The organism is Nonomuraea sp. NPDC050783, assembly GCF_040802095.1.
Taxonomy (GTDB): domain Bacteria; phylum Actinomycetota; class Actinomycetes; order Streptosporangiales; family Streptosporangiaceae; genus Nonomuraea.
Map to the genome: position 1 here is coordinate 85,084 of NZ_JBFAHK010000010.1, position 18,624 is coordinate 103,707.

Annotated in this window: 9 protein-coding genes; 2 read left to right on the forward strand and 7 right to left on the reverse strand. The window is 75.9% G+C overall.

What is annotated here, in order from left to right; genetic code table 11:
• Positions 1-12: 12 nt before the first annotated feature.
• The 7 genes from AB0H75_RS26250 to AB0H75_RS26280 form a co-directional block, all read right to left on the reverse strand.
• Entirely contained in the window at positions 13-204 is a 192-nt protein-coding gene (locus AB0H75_RS26250; protein WP_367800404.1) for an MbtH family protein, read from the reverse strand.
• 1 nt (position 205) lies between these two features.
• Positions 206-5,698 (reverse strand): SDR family NAD(P)-dependent oxidoreductase, encoded by a 5,493-nt coding sequence (locus AB0H75_RS26255; RefSeq protein ID WP_367800406.1) that lies wholly within the window; start codon positions 5,696-5,698, stop codon positions 206-208.
• Entirely contained in the window at positions 5,695-10,872 is a 5,178-nt protein-coding gene (locus AB0H75_RS26260) for an amino acid adenylation domain-containing protein (protein WP_367800408.1), read from the reverse strand. Before AB0H75_RS26260 ends, AB0H75_RS26255 begins: the two co-directional genes overlap by 4 nt.
• 12 nt (positions 10,873-10,884) lie before the next feature.
• Positions 10,885-12,090, reverse strand: coding sequence for a thioesterase domain-containing protein (locus AB0H75_RS26265; RefSeq protein ID WP_367800412.1), 1,206 nt, complete (start codon positions 12,088-12,090; stop codon positions 10,885-10,887).
• 938 nt (positions 12,091-13,028) lie between these two features.
• A complete protein-coding gene (locus tag AB0H75_RS26270) occupies positions 13,029-14,012 on the reverse strand; it encodes a linear amide C-N hydrolase (RefSeq protein WP_367800414.1) in 984 nt (327 codons plus the stop codon).
• Between the two features lie 150 nt (positions 14,013-14,162).
• The gene (locus AB0H75_RS26275) at positions 14,163-14,963 is read right to left on the reverse strand and encodes an SDR family NAD(P)-dependent oxidoreductase (protein WP_367800416.1); all 801 of its coding nucleotides are present in this window, start codon (positions 14,961-14,963) and stop codon (positions 14,163-14,165) included.
• Between the two features lie 94 nt (positions 14,964-15,057).
• A complete protein-coding gene (locus AB0H75_RS26280) occupies positions 15,058-16,071 on the reverse strand; it encodes a zinc-binding dehydrogenase (RefSeq protein WP_367800418.1) in 1,014 nt (337 codons plus the stop codon).
• A gap of 152 nt (positions 16,072-16,223) precedes the next feature.
• Between AB0H75_RS26280 and AB0H75_RS26285 the strand changes: the two genes are divergently transcribed.
• Together AB0H75_RS26285 and AB0H75_RS26290 are read left to right on the forward strand one after the other, a co-directional pair.
• A complete protein-coding gene (locus AB0H75_RS26285) occupies positions 16,224-17,936 on the forward strand; it encodes an IlvD/Edd family dehydratase (RefSeq protein WP_367800420.1) in 1,713 nt (570 codons plus the stop codon).
• A gap of 10 nt (positions 17,937-17,946) precedes the next feature.
• Complete coding sequence (locus AB0H75_RS26290) at positions 17,947-18,624, forward strand: SDR family NAD(P)-dependent oxidoreductase (RefSeq protein ID WP_367800422.1); 678 nt, start codon at positions 17,947-17,949, stop codon at positions 18,622-18,624.

Sequence of the window (18,624 nt, forward strand, 5' to 3'; positions counted from 1 at the left end):
CGGGCCGCCCCTCTACTGCCCTGTGGCCTCGCGCAGGCTGCGCGGGCGCATGTCGGTCCAGACCTGCTCGATGTGGTCGAGACAGCTCTGCTTCGGCCCTTCGAAGCCGGTCTCCCGCCAGCCCTGCGGCAGGGGGCGATCGGCGAACCAGATGGAGTACTGCTCCTCGTCGTTGACCACGACCTTGTACTGGCCGTCCCGCATGTCAGCGCCTTTCCTCCCGGGGGAGCCGGGTGATCGTCGTCGGCTTCTCCTGGACGTCCTGGCCGCGCAGCTCCTCCACCAGCGCGGCCATGCCGGCCACGGTGGGGACCTGGAAGAGGCTGCGCATGGGCAGCCGGACGCCGATCTTCTTCCTGATGAGGGCGATGAGCTGGACCGCCACCAGCGAGTTGCCGCCCAGCTCGAAGAAGTCCTGCTCGACGCTGACGCGGCGGGCGCCGAGCACCTCGCCCCACAGCCCGGCGAGCAGGCTCTCCAGGTCGTTGCGGGGCGCGACGTGGTCGTCGCCGGCCTCCCCCGCCTCGCCGGCGGCGGAGGCGGCGGCCAGCTCGTCGGCCACGGTGTCCTGGGTCAGCTCGCGTACCCCGGCCACGAACTCGGGCAGCGCGGTGGCGTTGACCACGACCTGGGGGCCCAGGTCCGCGGCGAGCAGGCGGCGGAAGGCCTCGGCGCCGCCGGCCGGCGGGATGCCGCGCCGGGCCCCGTCGAGGTCCAGGGCGACGCCGGCGGTCGCGGACTCCTCCTTCACCCGCGCCTCCCCGGCCGCGTCCCTGGCGCCCTCGTTGACGGTACGGGTCATCGCCTGCGGGTCCACGCGCCTGAGGACGAAGTCGGTGATGTCCACCACCCGCTCGCCGGCGTCGTCGTACAGGGTGAGGTCGGCGGCCAGCACCTCGCCGCCGCCGGTGTCGCGCAGCCGGGCGTGGCTCCACAGCGTGGCCGGCAGCGGGGCGTGCACGGTGAGGCGGCCGTAGCCGAGCGGCAGGTAGCTGTGCTCGCCGGAGACGGCGACGAACGCGGTGGCCTCGTCCAGCAGCGCCGGGTGCAGCGGCAGGGCGCCCAGCTCGGCGGCGACGTCCGGACCGGCCACCAGGTGGGCGAGCTGCTCGTTGCTGCCGAGCCGCACGGCGCGCAGGCTGCTCCACCGCGGCCCGAACGTGACCAGCCCCGACGCCGAGGCGAACAGGCCGGCCTCGCCGGCGCCGTGGACGCAGCGCGCCCGCGCCTCGGCCAGGCCCCCGGCGGGCGGCTCCCCGGCCGCCACCCAGGCCGCCGAGCCCCGCGCGTGCTGGACGTGGTCGCCGCCGGTGACGCTGACCACCTCGACGTCCATGCCGTCGCCGGAGGGGGTGAGCAGCACCCGCAGCTCGGCGCCGGAGTCCTCGGCGACCGGCAGCGGCGCGACGAAGGCGACGTCGCGCAGCTCGATCGCGTGGCCGGGCCCGGGGGAGGGCACGGCCGCCTCGAACGCGGCCCGGATGATCTCCAGGTAGCCGGTGCCGGGCAGCACCGGCACCCCGGCCACCCGGTGCTCGTCCAGCACCCAGTGCGTCCGGGCCGACAGGGTCGCGGCGTACCAGGGGCGGCGGCCCGCGCTCTCGTGCCGGTGTCCGAGCAGCGGGTGCTCCAGGCGGCTCACCCGGTCGCCGCGCTGCAACGCGCGGAAGGCCACCGGCGCGGCCACCTCGGCGGCCATGCCGACCTCCAGCCAGGCCCCCCAGTTCACCGACAGGACCCGGCCGGGCCAGACGTGCGCGTAGGCGTCCATGAAGGCGTTGGCCGCGCAGTAGTCGACCTGGCCGAACCCGCCCGCGACGGCCGTCACCGAGGAGCACAGCAGCACGAAGTCGAGCGGCCCGCCGAACACCTCGCGCAGCGCCGCCGTGCCGGCGAGCTTGGGCGCCATGACGTCGTCGGCGGCCCGGCGCTCCTTGACCTCGGCCATGCCGCCGCCGGGCACCCCGGCCGCGTGGACGAGACCTTCGATCCGGCCGAACCTGGCCAGCGCCTCGTCCCTGGCCCGGCGCAGCGACCCGGGGTCGGTCACGTCGGCCGGCAGCACCAGCACCTCGGCGCCCGCCTCCTCCATGCGGCGGACGGCGGCGACGGCCCGCCGCACCCGCTCCGGCGCCCCGCCGAGCGCGTCCCACTCCGCCCGGGGCGGCAACCCGGAGCGGCCCAGCAGCACCAGCCTGGCCTGGACGCGCCGGGCCAGGTCCTCGGCCAGGGTCAGGCCGATGCCGCCGAGCCCGCCGGTGATGACGTACACGCCGTGCCGGCGCAGCGGGTCGGCCTCCTGGGGCGGCAGCGGCACCGGCTCGAAGCCGCGCAGCCAGCGGCGGCCGGCGCGCAGCGCGACCGGGGACGGCGGCACGCCCTCCTCCGGCTCGGCCGGCTCGGCGGCCAGCTCGGCCAGCACCTTCGCCGGGTCGTACGGGCCCGCCTCCAGGTCGAGGTGGCGGGCGGTCAGCCAGCGCGCCTCCAGCGGGACGACGCCGACCACGCCGGCCACGGTGGCGTGCTCGGGCCGCCGGACGTCCCCGCCGGTGACGGCCTGCGTGCCGGCGGTCAGCACGTCGAGGTGGACGCCCGCCTCACGCTCGGCGCCGGCCAGCGCCTGCACCAGCGCCAGCAGGCTGTGGAAGCCGAGGTCCTGCGCGGCGGCGATCCGGGCGGGGCCGGCGGCCGGGACGTCGTCCAGCGCCCAGGCGTGGATGACGCGGCCCGGCGTCCCGGTGGCGGCCAGCAGCGCCTCGTAGTCGTCGCGCTCGGCCGGGCGGACGGTGACCGTGCCGTCGGGGGCGACGCCGTACGCCTCGCCAGGCACCACCCGCACCGGGTCCGCGCCGGCCGCCCGCAACCCCTCCAGCAGGGGCTCGGCGGCGGGCCCTGCGAACACCAGGCAGCGCAGCCCGGCCAGCGCCGCCGTCCCGGCCGGGCCGGCGGGCGCCTGCCGCCAGGCCGGCACCGAGAACCACTCCTCCAGCGGCAGCGCGCCCGCCCGCTGCGGCCGGGTGAAGATCAGCTCCGGGTCGAACGCGGTCCGCACCCAGTGCTCGGACCGCTCGTACGGGTAGGCCGGCAGCGGGACCCGGCGGGCGGGCTCGGCCAGGGCGTCGGTGTCCAGCGCCACGCCCGCCGTCCACAGGGCGCCGGCCGTCGCGTACAGGACCTCCAGGTCGGCCTTGCCGTCGGCGGGGCCGGGCAGGCTGGCCAGCGGGCGCGGCGCGGTGCGGGGGAGCTGGGTCCTGGCCAGGCCGGCGAGCTGGCGGCCCGGGCCGCACTCCACCAGCCGCCACTCGCCCTCGGCGGCCAGCGTCGCCACGCAGTCGCCGAAGCGGACCGTCTCGCGCAGGTGGCGCGTCCAGTAGGCGGGGTCGGTGGCCTGCTCGGCGGTGATCCAGGTGCCGGTGACGTTCGACAGGAAGGGCAGGGCCGGCGCGTGCCGGGCCGCGGCGGCGACGGCCTCGTGGAAGTCGCCGAGGATCGGGTCCATCATCGCCGAGTGGAAGGCGTGCGAGGTACGCAGCGCGGTGTGCTGGACGCCGCTCCCGTCCAGCCGCGCGGCGTAGGCGGCGACCAGCTCGACGGGGCCGGCGACGACGCACGTGCCGGGGCCGTTGACGGTGGCGACCGACAGGCCCTCCGGCAGGTCCCCGCGCACCTCCTCGTGGTCGCGGCGCACGGCGAGCATCGCGCCGGGCGGCATGCTCTGCATGAGCCGGCCCCGGGCGGCCACCAGGCGCAGCGCGTCGGGCAGGGCGAAGACGCCGGCGACGGTCGCGGCCACGTACTCGCCGATGCTGTGCCCGATCATCGCGGCCGGCTCCACGCCCCACGAGCGCCACAGCCGGGCCAGCGCCCACTCCACGGTGAACAGCGCGGGCTGGGTGAGCGCCGTCTGCCGCAGCCGCTCGTCGGCGGCCTCCCGCCCGTCCTCCGGAGGGAACAGCAGGGTACGCAGGTCCAGGCCCAGCTCCTCGCGCAGGAGCGCGGCGCACTCGTCCACCGCGGCGGCGAAGACCGGCTCGGTGCGGTACAGCCCGGCGCCCATCCCCGCGTACTGCGCGCCCTGGCCGGAGAACAGCCAGGCCACCCTGGGCGTGCCCGCCCTGCCCTTGACCACCCGGCGCGGGGTGGACAGCGCCGTCACCGCGTCGGCGGCGTCGGCCGCCACCACGGCGGCGCGGTGCGCGTAGCGGCGCCGGCCCGCGCGCAGCGTGTGGGCCACGTCGGCCAGGTCGCTCTCCCGGCCCTTGAGGTGGTCGGCCAGCCCGCTCACGGCGGCGTCCAGCGCGGACGGGGTGCGGGCCGACAGCAGCAGCAGGTGGGCGGGGCGCGGCGGGGCGGTGGGCAGCGGCGCGGGCGGCGCCTGCTCGACGATCACGTGCGCGTTGGTGCCGCCGATGCCGAAGGAGCTGACGCCCGCCCGGCGCGGGAAGCCGTTCGTCTCCCACTTGGTCAGCGCCGACACGACGTGGAAGGGGTTGGTGCCGAAGTCGATGCGCGGGTTCGGCTTCTCGAAGTTGAGGCTCGGCGGGATCAGCCCGTGCTCCAGCGCGAGCACGGTCTTGATGAACCCCGCGATGCCCGCGGCGGGGCCGAGATGGCCGATGTTGGTCTTGACCGAGCCGATGCCGCACCAGCCCGCCTCGTCCGTGCCGGCGCCGAGCACGCTGGACAGGGCCGCCACCTCGATCGGGTCGCCCAGCGCGGTGCCGGTGCCGTGCGCCTCGACGTAGGTGACGGTACGCGGGTCGATCCTGGCCACGCCCAGCGCCTGGGCGACCGCCGCCGCCTGGCCCTCGGCGCTCGGCGCGGAGAAGCCCATCTTGGTGGCGCCGTCGTTGTTGATCGCGTTGCCGATCACCACGGCGCGGATGTGGTCGCCGTCGGCGACGGCGTCGGACAGCCGCTTCAGCACGGCCATGCCGCCGCCCCCGCCCCAGATCGTGCCCGCCGCCGCGGCGTCGAACGCGCGGCAGTGCCCGTCGGGGGAGTAGATGCCGTCCTGGTGGAACTGGTACCCCCACTCGGCGGGCAGCTCCAGGGAGGCGCCGCCGGTGAGCGCCATGTCGCACTCGCCGCTGCGCAGCGCCTCGCACGCCACGTGCAGGGCGACCAGCGAGGAGGAGCAGGCGGTGTGCAGGGTCAGGCTGGGGCCGCGCAGGTCGAGCTTGTACGACACCATCGTGGCCAGGTAGTCGGGGTGGTTGCCGGTGTAGACCGCGAGGTTCCCGACGGAGGCGAACACCTTCTTGTTCGGCCGGATATACAGCCATTGGTACTCGTCCGAACCGATCGCCCCGTAAACCCCGATCTCGCCGGGATACCGGGCCGGATCGTAGCCCGCGTCGTCCAGGGCCGTGCTGGCCAGCTCCAGGAACATGCGCTGCTGCGGGTCGCGCAGCTCCGCCTCGCGCGGCGACATGCCGAAGAAGGCGGCGTCGAGAGCGCCGTAGCCGTCCGCGATCGAGCACGCCGGGACGAACGTCGGATCGTCCAGCAGGTAATCGGGCACGCCGAGCGCCTCCTGCTCGGCACGCGTGTAGAAGCGCACCGACTCCACGCCCCCGGTCAGGTTGCGCCAGTAGGCGGTCACGTCCGCCGCGCCGGGCAGGCGGCAGGCCAGGCCGACGACCGCGATCGGCTCGACCCCCGGCCCCTCGTCGTCGTGGTTCAGCTCAGCGGTCATCCGTCACTCTCCCGTCTGGCCCGGTGGGGCCGAGTTGAGGGCCGTGCCCGGCGCGCCGCGACCCGCCGGGCGGCGCGCTCCGTCCCCGCCGTGCGCCGCTCGCCGTCGAGGTGGGCCGCGAGCGCGCGTACGGTCGGGAAGCGGAACAGGTCCACGATCGGCACCTCGCGCCCGAGTGAGGCGGCGAGGCGGGCCTGGACCTGAGCGGTGGCGAGCGAGTGCCCGCCGATCTCGAAGAAGTTCGCGCCCGCGGAGACCCGCGGCAGGCCGAGGACCTCCCGCCAGACCCCGGCGACCAGGCGCTCGGTCGCCGTGGCGGGCTCCTGGCCGGGCCCGGCCGCGACCGGCGGGGGAGGGGCGGGCAGCGCGGCCCGGTCCACCTTGCCGTTCGGCGTCAGCGGCAGCGCCGGCAGGAGCACCAGCTCGGCCGGGACGGCGTGGCCCGGCAGGGTCGCCGCGAGATGACGGCGCAGCTCCCCGGCCTGGACGGCCGCGCTCGCCGGCACCGCGTAGGCGTGCAGCACCCGCCCGCCGGGCTGCTCGGCCACCTTCGCGGCGGCGGCCCGGACGCCGGGGTGCGCGGCCAGCGCCGCCTCGACCTCGCCGAGCTCCACCCGGTGCCCCCGGATCTTCACCTGCCCGTCGGCCCGCCCGGCCGGCACCACCCGGCCGTCCGGGTCGTGGCGGCCGAGGTCGCCGGTGCGGTAGCGGGCCGTCTCGCCGTCCGGCTCGCGGGTGAAGCGCCGCCGGGTCAGCTCCTCGTCCAGGTACGCCTCCGCCAGCCGCCGGCTCCTGACCACCACCTCGCCCAGCTCCCCGACGGCGGCCGGGGCGCCGGCGGCGTCCAGCACCAGCAGCTCGGCCCCGTCCACGCCGTGCCCGAGCGGCACCGGGTCGCCGGTGACCGGCACCGGGGCGGTGATCTCGTACACGGCCTGCGCCTGGGGCGTCTCGGTGGTGCCGTAGGAGTTGACCAGGCGGGCCCGCGGCGCCACCGCCGCGAACCCGGCCGCCTCCGCGTAGGTGAGCCGGTCCCCGCCGAACAGCACCAGCCGCAGGTCGGGCAGCTCCGTACCGGCCGCGGCGATCAGCGAGGCGAGCTGGGGCGTCAGGTGCGCGACCGTGACGGCCCGCTCGCGCAGCCACGCCGCCAGCCGGGCCGGGTCGCGGACGCGGTCCTGGCGCGGCACGTGCAGCGTCGCGCCCAGGGTCAGCGGGACGAAGGCATCGCGCAGCAGCGGGTCGTGCGCCAGCCCGGCCAGCAGCGCGAACCGGTCATCGGCGGTCAGCCTGAACTCGGCCGCGTACCAGGACAGGAAGCGGGCCAGCGGGCGCTCGGCGGCCCGCACCGGCTTCGGCTCCCCGGTGGTGCCGGACGTGAACGCCAGGTACCCGCGCTCCCCGGACGGCACCGGGAACCCCGCCGCCCCGGCCGCCGCCCCCTCGGACGGCCAGGGCACCGGGAACCCCGCCGCTCCGGCCGCCGCCCCCTCGGACGGCCAGTCCAGGCGGGGGAGCCAGGCCAGCTCGGCGGGGACGGGGACGCCGGGACAGGCGACCAGGACGCGGGCCCCCGCGGCGCGCGCCTGTGCCGCCAGGCGGGCGGGCGGCAACGCGGGATCCAGCACCGCCCACCGCGCCCCGGCCCCGAGGACCCCGAGCATCAACGCGGGCAACTCACCCACCCGCCCACCCAGAACCGCCACCACCCCGTGGAGAGCGGCGGCCCCCTCGGGAGTGGGCGTCCCCTCGGGGGTGGGGGTCCCGGTGGGTCCGGACGGGGTGGGGGGATCGTTCTGGCGCAGGGCCGCTGACACGGTGTGGCCGATCGCCCTCATGAGGCGGGCCAGCTCGGCGTAGGTCAGCCGGCTGTCCTCGGCGGCGATCGCCACCCGGTCGCCGCCGGCCCGCTCGGCCCGGGCGAGGACGCGTTCCACCACGCCGGGCCCGTCCCAGGCGGGCAGCGGCCCGGTCCCGTCGGGCAGCCGCGTACGGCGCGGCCCGTCCCCGTGCCCCGGCGGGCGGGCGGGGCGCAGGGACGCGCTCCGCACCGGCCGCCCGGGGGCCGCCACCAGGTCGCCGAGGATCCGCAGGTAACCGGCGAGCAGCTCCTCGATCCGCTCCGCCCGGAACAGCCGCGGGTTGTACGCGGCCTGCAACACGTACCGCCCGTCCCGTTCCCCGACGTACAGGGTCAGGTCGAACAGCGCCCCCGGCAGCCCGGGCGGCAGCGGGACGGCCGTGACGCCGGGCAGCTCCAGCCGCGGCTCGGTGAAGTCGTACATGTTGAACAGCACCTGGACCAGCGGGTTCCTGGACAGGTCGCGGCCGGGGCCGAGCCGGTCGACCAGCCGCTCCAGGTGCACGTCGAGATGTGCCAGCGCGCCGGACAGCGTCTCCTGGCAGCGCCGCACGTGCGCCTCGAAGCCGTCGCCGTCCTCGACCCGCAGCCGCACCGGCAGCACCTGCACCAGGCATCCGGCCAACGGGTGGAAGGCCGGATCGCGCCGGTCGGCGACCGGCGCCCCGACGATCAGGTCGCGCTGCCCGGTGAGCCGCCGCAGCACCTGCGCGAACGCCGCCAGCATCACCGCGTACGGCGTGCCGCCCAGGCGCGCGGCCAGCGCGCGCACCCCGGCGCTGACGTCGGCGTCGGCCTCGGCGGCGGCGCCGGCCCCCTCGAACGTCTGCACGGCCGGGCGCGGATGGTCGCGGGGCAGGTCGAGCACGGCGGGCGCGCCCTCCAGGTGCTCCCGCCACCACTCCAGGTCGGCTTCCTTGTCGCGCCCGTCGAGGTAGGCCACGTACCCGGCGAACGACGTGCGCAGCGGCGGCGGCGCGGCGCCGCGGTAGGCGCGCCCGAGGTCGTCGTAGAGCACCTGCTGCGACCAGCCGTCGAACACCAGGTGGTGCGCGGTGACGGCCAGCACGTGCTCCTCGCCGGACAGGCGCAGCAGCCGGGCCCGCCACAGCGGCCCCGCCGCCAGGTCGAACGGGAGCCGGGCCTCGGCCTCCAGCCGCTCGCCCACCCGCTCCTCGGTCACGTCCTCCACCGGCAGCGGGACCGGGCCCGGCGGTGACACGGCGACGGCCGGCACCCCGCCCGACTGCGGGACGCGCCACCGCAGCACCTCGTGCCGCTCGGCCACGGCCGCCAGGGCGGCGCGCAGCGCGGCCACGTCCAGCGGCCCGGACAGGCGCTGCGCCATCGCGATGTTGTGCGCGGGCGTGCCGGGAGCCAGCCGCTCCACGAACCACATGCGCCGCTGCACCGCCGACAGCGCGGCGGGCGCCGCGGCCGGCGGCTCGTCGCGCACCGGCGGGGCCGGCTCGGCCAGGCGGGCGATGCCGGACACGGTACGGCCCGCGAGCACGTCGCCGGCCCCGACCTCCCTGCCGAGGCCGGCGCGCAGCCGCGCGGCCAGGCGCATGGCCAGCAGGGAGTGGCCGCCGCAGGCCAGGAAGTCGTCGTCCGGCCCCGGCTCCCCGGCCCCGAACACCTCGGCCCAGGCCGCCGCGACCTCCCGCTCGATCCCGGCCCAGGCCGCGACCTCCCGCTCGATCCCGGCCCAGGCCGCGACCTCCCGCTCGATCCCGGTCCAGGCCGCCGCGACCTCCCGCTCGGCCCCGGCCCGGCCCGCCGCGTCACCCCGCCCGCTCCCGCTCGCCCCGTCCCGGCCCGCCGCCGCCGGGGGTGCGGGCCGGTGGGCGCGCAGGGCCGCCAGGTCGATCTTGCCGGCCACCGTCAGCGGCAGCGCGGCCAGCCGCACCACCCTGGTGGGCACCATGTACGCGGGCACGCTCTCCAGGCAGTGGGCCCGCACGCCGTCGAGGCCGGGCGCGTCCTCCGGGGTCAGGTAGGCGGTCAGCTCCTTGAGCCCCGCCGGGCCGGCGGTCACGTCCACCACCGCCTGCCGCACCCCGGGATGCGCGCGCAGCACCGCCTCGACCTCGCCGATCTCGACGCGCTGGCCCTGCACCTTCACCTGCCGGTCCAGCCGCCCGATGAAGCCGATGCGGCCGTCGTCCTCCAGCACGACCTGGTCCCCGGTGCGGTACATGCGCGCCCCCGGCCCGCCGTACGGGTCGGGCACGAACCGCTCGGCCGACAACCCCGGCCGCCCCAGGTAGCCGCGCGCCAGTTGCGGGCCGCCGATGCACAGCTCTCCCGGCGTGCCGGGCGGGCAGGGCCGCAGCAGGTCGTCGAGGATGTACGCCCGGCAGCCCGGCAGCGCGTGCCCGATCGGCAGCGGCCGGTCCCAGGAGCCCGCCAGCTCGGTGCCGACCACGCACACGGTGGTCTCGGTGGGCCCGTACCAGTTGTGGAAGCGCCGCCCGCCCGCCGTCCAGCGGGCCACCTGCTCGGGCCCGGCCGGCTCGCCCGCGGTGAGCAGGTCGCGCAGCCAGGGCAGCCGCCCCGGCTCCAGCAGCGGCAGCAGGGCGGGCGGGATGGTGCCCCAGGTCACCTGGTGCCGTTCCAGGAAACGCTGGAGGCGGGCGGCGTCGAGGCGGTCCTCATCGGGGACGAGCATCACGGACCCGCCGCGCGCCAGCGGGGCGAAGACGTCCAGCACCGACACGTCGAACCCGAGCGCGGCGAACCCGATGGACCGGCATCCGGCGTCGAGCCCGAACACCTCGCCGGCCATCCGCACGAAGGCCACCGCCGAGGCGTGGCTCACCACCACGCCCTTGGGCCGCCCGGTCGAGCCCGAGGTGTAGAGCACGTAGGCCGCCGCCTGCGGGGGCGTGCCGGGCGCGGGCGGCCCGCCGTGGGCGGGGCCGTGTGGTCCGCGTACCGGCACCGGCCGGACGGGGAGCCCGGACAGCAGGCCGGCGCCCGTCCCGTCCGTGACGGCGACGGTGATCCCGGCGTCCTCGATGATCGTGGCGAGCCGCCGGCGCGGGTGCGAGGGGTCCAGCGGCACGTACGCGCTCCCGGACATGAGCACGCCGAGCACGCAGACCAGCAGGTCGGGCGTACGGCGATGGCAGATGCCGATCCGGACCTCCGGCCCGGCGCCGAGCCCGCGCAGCCGGTGCGCCAGCGCCGCCGCGGCGGAGACCAGCTCGCGGTAGGTCAGGCCGTGCTCCCCCTGCCGCACGGCCGTCGCGTCCGGGACGCGCTCGGCCCGCGCCAGGACGAGGTCATGGAGAAGCGCCCTGTCGGTCACCCTGTGCCCCCGTCACCCGGCCTGTCCGGCCGGCATGTCGAACCTGAGCCGCACCCTGCCGTGCGGCACGGCGACTGCTGCCAACGCTTCCCCCCGCGAGGTGTGCAGGGGCAGGTGCAGGACCTGCCACCGGGCCGGCCGGTCCAGTCCCGGCCCCTCCTCGGCCCGCCACGGGCCAGAGTCGGCCAGGTCGGGGAAGCAGGCCGCCGCGGGGTCGGCGCCCCGGCCCTCGGCGGCCACCAGCGCCCGCTTCGCGGTGACGGCGCGCAGCGCCAGCCACCGCCGGTCCTCCTCGGCGGCGTCCTCGATCTGCTCGCGCTCGTCCTCGCTCAGCTCGGCCGGCCGGTGGTGCGGCCCGCCGAGGTCCGCCGGGCGCAGCACGCACACCCCGACCCCCGGCCCGTCCGGGTGGCCCGCGGCCACCAGGGACAGGCCGCCGGTGTGGCTCGCGGCGGTCGCGGCCCGGCCGGCGTAGCGGCGCAGGACCGCGGCGTGGCCGGCGGGCGGGCCGGCCCACAGGTGCAGCTCGTCCGGCTCGGGCGTGGCGGGCCCGGCCGCCGGGCCGGCGGCGATGAGCGCGGCCAGCTCGGCGGGGCGGTCCTTGACGAACAGGTGGCCGCCGCGCAGCGTGCGCAGGTGGAAGCCGCCGGTGGTGTGCCGGGCCCAGCCGAGCATGTCGGCCGCGCCGACCTCCTCGTCGTCCGTCCCGGTGAAGGCGACGACGGGGCAGCCGATCGGCGGCTCGGGGGCGAAGGCGTAGCTCTTGATCCAGGCGAAGTCCGACCGCAGCACCGGCATCATCAGCTCCCGCAGCTCCGGTACGTGCTTCAGCTCGGGCAGCGCGCCCGACCTGCGGACGAGCTGGTCGATGAAGGCGTCGTCGGGCAGGTCGGCGGCGGCCGCCAGCGGCACCCGGCGGTCCGGCGGGTGCGCGCCGCCGACGTAGAGCGCGGACGGCTGGGGCAGGCCGCGCCTGCGCAGCTCGCGTACCACCTCGAAGGCCAGCCGGGCGCCCATGCTGTGGCCGTACAGGGCGTACGGCTCGCGCGTGGCGGGCGCCACCTCGTCGGCGATCCCGGCGACCGTGAAGGCCGGCGGCTCGCCGATGCGGCTCTCCCGGCCGGGGAGCTGGAGGGGGACGACGGCGGGGCGGGTGAGTTCGCGGAGGAGCCCGGCGTAGGCGCTGGCGCCTCCTCCGGCGTAGGGCAGGCAGAACATCGTGCGGGCGGAGGACGGATCCGTGGGGTGGGGATCCCGTGCCGCCGCGGCTAGCTGGCCGCTGATCGCCCAGCACCTCCCCTGCGGGGAACCGGTGCCGGTCGGGGGATTCGTCGCTGGCTACAAAGGTCGTCAACCGCCATGTTACGGCGCTCCTCGACAATTGCCTCGAAACAACTCGAATAGGGAGCTGCGCGAACAGTCACGTCATAGCGTGTGATCTCACGCTGTTGCAGACATCAACTCTTATATCGATGTTGTCGGGCGGAGTCAACGGCGTTGACTTGCACGCTTGCTACCGATGAGTTCAAGGAAATTCGATCGGGAAAGCCTCTTGCGTCCCTGGAGAGGCGATGATAGCTGCGGACCGAATCCCGGGGGACCGTAAATCGGATTCGGGCAGCCGAAAACCGGTCGGCGAGTTCCGGACAGCATGTCGGCTTCTCCCTGCTATGCGGCGTTCGTCACGAGCGCGGCAGGGGCCGGCAGGGCCGGCCGAAGTGCGGCGGCGGCCGGCTCCGGCCCTGACAAACACCTGTGACAAGCACGGCGCGGCGAAGTAAGAAGGGCCTCTCGCTCCTCCGGTGTCGAGGGCGCCCCCGCGGGACCACTCGCCTCCCGACTCGTATGTCACCTCACCTGTCAAGCGACGGTGAAACTTTCAAGTATGGGCCGGGCCGATTCCCGGGCCGTCTCATTCCGGCTCGGACCGCCCCGAAACTCCGGCTGGACGTGCGAGGTCAGGACGGCGCCCGCGCACGGCCCGATCGCCGCGCGGAGATCGCCCGGGGATTCACCGGTAAATGAATTGCCGAATCTCTTTCCCGGTGATCAGGTAAGGCGATTTCGCGGACAATGTCGTTCGTTCGGAAAAGGGAAATCCCGGGGACGGGCGGCTCATTGGCCCGCCGTCGCCCGCGCGCGCGGAATCGGCGGAATCAACCGCCCGTGGAAAGGCGCACCTCGTGAACGCGGCTCCACCGCTGCCCCGTGACGATCTCGGCGGTCAGGCTCTCCAGGTCGTAGACCACCGACCACCGGGTGTGATGCTGGGCGACCCTTCTCAGCAGCTCCATCGCGTCCGTGCCGCCGCCCTCGGCGAGCAGCCGGTAGCGGCGGTCGGCCAGCTTGGCGGCCCGGTCGGCGCCGCTCATCGTGATGTTGGTCAGGTAACGGTCGTCGATGACGTTCATGCGGCCGTCGCCGTACTCGACGACCGCGGACCTGCCCGACCGGTCCGCGATCAGGTAGTGGAGCTGCGGGCCGCCGGTGAAGTCGAGGTCGTAGCGGCGCATCAGGGCGATCGCCTCGGGCACGGTCGCGGCCCGGTCGAGCATCAGCCGGATGATCCGCACGCCGCCCACGGTGCGGCGCCCGGGGGCGGGGGCGGGCAGCCGCGCGTCGGGCGCCTGGGCCAGGCCGACGGCGAGCCCCTTCTCGTTCATGCCGTCGAACGGGGTCAGCACCGCGTGCGCCAGCCGCCGCCGGTCCTGGGCGGCGCTCAGGTCAGGGCGGGCCCCCGGCGGGAACAGGTAGGAGACGTCGGCCAGCGACAGCGAGGCGTAGCCGTCCGGCGGGCGGGCGTGGACGACCATGGCCGGGTTGGGGTCCCAGTCGAAGTTCCTGCCGAACTCGCCGGCGCGGTGGAACAACGAGCACGCCCAGCCGTCCCCCTTCCTGGCCAGCTCCGCCTCGGTGAGCGGCGCCTCGGCGTCGTAGCCGCCGTGGTAGGTCATCTCGTACAGCGGCAGGTCGTCCAGCAGGCGCAGGCCGGCCGCCGTACGGGCGATCTGGTCCTCCGTCTGCCGCAGGACCCCCTGCGAGCCCGCGGGGGAGGGCGCCGGTGACGGTGCCGAGGGCGCGCACGCCACGGACGCCACCAGGGTCAGAGCCGACAACACCGCCACGGCAGGGGTCCGCATGCCTGTAGTGTGCCGCCCGCCGCCCGGCGTGTCACCCGCGAACCCGGCTCGGGCCGGGGCGGAGGAGGCGGCGGGCCGAGGCGGAGGAGGCGGCGGGCCGGGGCGGCGGGCCGGGCCGGCCGACGGCTCGGGCCGGGCCTGGGTGGCGGTTCAGCCGTCGCCGGAGCCCGGCTCGGCCATCCGGCGGTGCATCTGCGCCTTGGCCGCCTCCGGCATGACCTTCGCGGCGCCGGCCATCGCCTTGTTCTTGAACGACCCGGCCACCACGTGGTCCTTCCCGCTCATGAGCGCCTCGTACGCCTGCGCGGCCACCTGCGCCGGATCGTCCTTCTTGCCGCTGCCGATCCTGGTGTCCTCCATCCCCGCCCGCTCGAAGAACTCGGTGTCGGTCGGCCCCGGCATGAGCGCGGTCACCGTCACGCCGGTGTCCTTGAGCTCGTTGCGCAGCGCCTCGGAGAACGACAGCAGGAACGCCTTCGACGCGGCGTACGTGGCCTCGAACGGCCCCGGCTGGGTGGCGGCGATCGACGAGGTGAACAGCACCCGCCCCTGCCGGCGCGCCACCATGTCGCGGACGCACAGCTTGGCCAGGTGCACCGACGAGCGTACGTTCAGGTCCACGACCCGCAGGTCGTCGGCCAGGTCCGTCTCGGCGAACGGGCCGCCGGCGCCGACGCCGGCGTTGATCGCCACCGCCTGGAGGGGGCGGCCGGTGGCCACGACCCGCGCGTGGAGGCGTTCGACGCCGTCGGGAGTGGCCAGGTCGGCCTGCACCGCCTCGACCGACGCGCCGGACCTCCCCAGCTCGCGGGCCGTCTCGGCGATGCCCGGGTCCTCGGCGTTGACGATCAGGTCGAAGCCGTGCTCGGCGAACTGCTTCGCCAGCTCGTGGCCGATCCCGCTGGACGCCCCTGTGACCAGCGCGAGCGGCCGGCCTGCGTCGTTGCTCATGATGACTCCTCTCATCAGGGTTCGACGACCGGCTGCCCGGGAGGGGGGCGCTCAAGCGTCCCCCGGGCCGCGGCCGCCACCCTGGGGAGCGCGGTCACCTCCGCGGGTCGATGTGGATCTTCGGCCCCGGCCCGGCGGCGGGCGGCCGGTGACCGGCCAGGACGGCGGCGGCGTCGGCCAGGCCCACGGTGGCGGCCACCAGCGGCCGGGCGTCCACCGACCCGTCGGCGAAGGCGGCGATGGCCTCCGCCATGCCGGCCGAGCCGCCGAGGATGCCGACGGCGGTCACGTCCTTCAGCACCAGGTCGCGGGTGTCCAGGGCGGACGGGCCGCCGGCCAGGCCGATGTAGACCACGCGCCTGGCCGGCTCGACGAGCTCCAGCGCGAGCGCGGGCAGCTCGGCGGCGTTGGAGGCGTCCACGACGGCGTCCCAGCGCGAGGCGGGCAGCGTCGCCCGGGTCCAGGCGTGCTCGAAGCCCAGGCCGGCGGCCAGGCGCAGGCCCGCCTCGTCGCGGCCCATGAGGTGGACCTCGGCCCCGGCGGCCCGCGCGAACAGCGCGGTCAGCAGCCCGATCGTGCCGGTGCCCAGGACGAGCAGCCGCTCGCCGGCCGCCAGTCCGGCGGCGCGGGCCGCGCGCAGGGCGTTGCCGCCCGGCTCGACGAGGGCGCCCAGGGCCGGGTCCATCGTGGCGGGCAGCGGGTGCAGGGCGGTGACCGGCACCGCGAGCCGCTCGGCCAGCGCGCCGGGACGCCCGAGGCTGATGCCGATCTCGGCCAGGTCGGCGCAGACGTGGTGCCGGCCCGAGCGGCAGCGGTCGCAGCGGCCGCAGGCGAGCATGGTGTCGGCGGTGACGGCGCGGCCCAGCCACGACGGATCGACGCCGGCGCCGGCCGCGCTCACCCGGCCGCACCACTCGTGGCCGGGACGCAGGGGATACCAGGAGCGGCCGGTGCGCAGGTAGCTCATCTCGCCGGTGAACAGCTCCACGTCGGTGCCGCAGACGCCCACCCGCTCGACGTCCACGACGACCTCGCCGGGCGCGGCGGCGGGCGGCTCGACCTCCTGGACCTCGGCCTTCCCCGGGCCGGTCAGGACGAGTGCGCGCACGGCCGGAGGCCCAAGATCTCACACATGTTCCGGAAAATAGACCATCGTTCCGGAAAACAGAAGAGGGACGGGTACGGGCTTTCCCCGCCCTGGGAGATGGGTTAATCTCGCAAAAGTTCCGCCTTTCCGGCATGCGTTCCAACTATCGGAATATGATGAATCGTAGTAGCCAGTGGTACGGCGGCACCGACCGCAACGCCTACATCCACCGCGCCTGGATGCGGCGCGGGCTGCCGTCCGACGCCTTCGACGGCCGCCCGCACATCGCGATCGCCAACAGCGCCTCCGACCTCACCCCGTGCAACCTGCACCTGGACGAGGTCGCCGAGCACGTCAAGCACGGCGTCTGGGAGGCCGGCGGCGTCCCGCTGAACCTGCCGGTGGTCTCCCTCGGCGAGACGAACGTGCGGCCCACCGCGATGCTCTGGCGCAACATGGCGGCGATGGCCACCGAGGAGATGCTGCGCGCCAACCCGATCGACGGCGTGGTGCTGCTCGGCGGCTGCGACAAGACCATCCCCGCGCTGCTCATGGCCGCCTCCTCCGTCGATCTGCCCGCGGTCGTCGTCCCCGGCGGGCCCATGCTCACCGGCACCTTCCGCGGCGTGCCGCTAGGCTGCGGCACCGACGTGTGGAAGCTCAGCGAGGAGGTCCGGGCCGGCACGCTCAGCCAGGAGCAGTTCCTGCGCTCGGAGTCGTCCATGATCCGCAGCAAGGGCCACTGCAACACGATGGGCACCGCCTCCACCATGGGCCTGCTCGCCGAGGTGCTCGGCATGACGCTGCCCGGCCTGGCCGGCACCCCCGCCCCCGACAGCCGCCTGCTGGAAGGCGCGCACGAGACCGGCCGCCTGATCGTCGAGATGGTCGCCGCCGGGCGCCGCCCCTCGGACGTGATGACGCGGGGCTCGTTCCTCAACGCCGTCGTCGCGCTGGCCGCGCTCGGCGGCTCCACCAACGCCGTCGTGCACCTGCTGGCCATCGCCGGCCGGCTCGGCGTCGAGCTGACCCAGGACGACTTCGACCGCACGGGATCCGGCGTCCCGCTGCTGGTGGACCTGCAACCGGCCGGCCGCCACCTGATGGAGGACCTGCACCGGGCGGGCGGGCTGCGCGCCGTCCTCGCCGAGGTGCGCGACCTGCTCGACCCGGCCGCGCTCACCGTCACCGGCCGCCCCCTGGTCGAGTACCTGGGCGAGGCGAGGGTCCACGACCGGGCGGTCATCCGCCCGCGCAGGGAGCCGTTGCAGCAGGACGCCGGGATCGCCGTCCTGTACGGCAACCTCGCCCCCGACGGCGCCGTCATCAAGCCCGCCGCCGCCTCGCCCCATCTGCTCCGCCACCGCGGCCCGGCGGTCGTGTTCGACTCGATCGAGGACCTGCACGCCCGCATCGACGACCCCGACCTGGAGGTCACCGCCGACTCGGTGCTGGTCCTGCGCGGCTGCGGCCCCAAGGGCTACCCCGGCATGCCGGAGGTGTCCAACATGCCGCTACCGCCCAAGCTGCTCGCCCAGGGCGTGCGCGACATGGTCCGCGTCTGCGACGGCCGGATGAGCGGCACCGCGTACGGCACCGTCGTGCTGCACGTCGCGCCCGAGGCCGCCGCCGGCGGGCCGCTCGGCCTGGTCCGCACCGGCGACATGATCGTCCTGGACGTCGGGAACCGCCGCCTCGACCTCGACGTCCCGGCCGAGGAGCTGGCCGCCCGCGAGCCGTCCCCGGAGATGACCGCCGCGTTCGCCCGCCCGTCGCGCGGCTGGCAGCGCCTCTACGTCGAGACCGTGCGGCAGGCCGACACCGGCGCCGACCTCGACTTCCTCATCGGCTCCAGCGGCGACCACGTGCCGCGCGAATCCCACTGAGAGGACTCTCATGCCCCGCACCGCCCTGATCACCGGCGGCGTCAGCGGCCTCGGCGAGGCCGCCGCGGTCCGTCTGGCGGCCGACGGCGTGAAAGTGGTCACCCTGGACATCTCCGGCGGGGCGGACCTGGTGGTGGACGTCACCGACGCCGCCGCCGTCCAGGCCGCCGCCGACGAGCTCGGGCCGGTGGACATCCTGGTCAACTCCGCCGGCGTCATCGGCCCCAACGTCCCGCTGTGGGAGGTCCCGACGGACGGCTGGCGGCACACCTTCGACGTCAACGTCAACGGCACCTTCCACACCTGCCGCGCCTTCGTGCCCGGCATGCGCGAGCGCGGCTGGGGCCGTGTCGTCAACCTCGCCAGCATGGCCGGCAAGGACGGCAACCCGAACATGTCGCCGTACTCCGCCTCCAAGGCCGCCGTCATCGCCCTGACCAAGTCCCTGGGCAAGGAGCTGGCCACCAGCGGCGTGCTGGTCAACGCCGTCGCCCCGGCCGTCATCGAGACCCCGATGAACGCCGCCACCGGCCCCGAGGCGCTGGCCCACATCACCGGCCTCATTCCGATGAAGCGCCTGGGCCGCCCCGAGGAGGTCGCCGAGCTGATCGCCTGGCTGGCCTCCGACAGGGTCAGCTTCTCCACCGGCGCCGTCTACGACATCAGCGGCGGCCGCGCCACCTACTGA

Excerpts from the sequence above, each read along its gene's own strand:
- AB0H75_RS26250 (WP_367800404.1), bottom strand. The coding sequence starts at position 204 with ATGCGGGACGGCCAGTACAAGGTCGTGGTCAACGACGAGGAGCAGTAC.
- AB0H75_RS26290 (WP_367800422.1), top strand. The coding sequence starts at position 17,947 with ATGCCCCGCACCGCCCTGATCACCGGCGGCGTCAGCGGCCTCGGCGAG.
- AB0H75_RS26265 (WP_367800412.1), bottom strand. The coding sequence starts at position 12,090 with ATGTTCTGCCTGCCCTACGCCGGAGGAGGCGCCAGCGCCTACGCCGGG.
- AB0H75_RS26270 (WP_367800414.1), bottom strand. The coding sequence starts at position 14,012 with ATGCGGACCCCTGCCGTGGCGGTGTTGTCGGCTCTGACCCTGGTGGCG.
- AB0H75_RS26275 (WP_367800416.1), bottom strand. The coding sequence starts at position 14,963 with ATGAGCAACGACGCAGGCCGGCCGCTCGCGCTGGTCACAGGGGCGTCC.
- AB0H75_RS26255 (WP_367800406.1), bottom strand. The coding sequence starts at position 5,698 with ATGACCGCTGAGCTGAACCACGACGACGAGGGGCCGGGGGTCGAGCCG.
- AB0H75_RS26285 (WP_367800420.1), top strand. The coding sequence starts at position 16,224 with ATGATGAATCGTAGTAGCCAGTGGTACGGCGGCACCGACCGCAACGCC.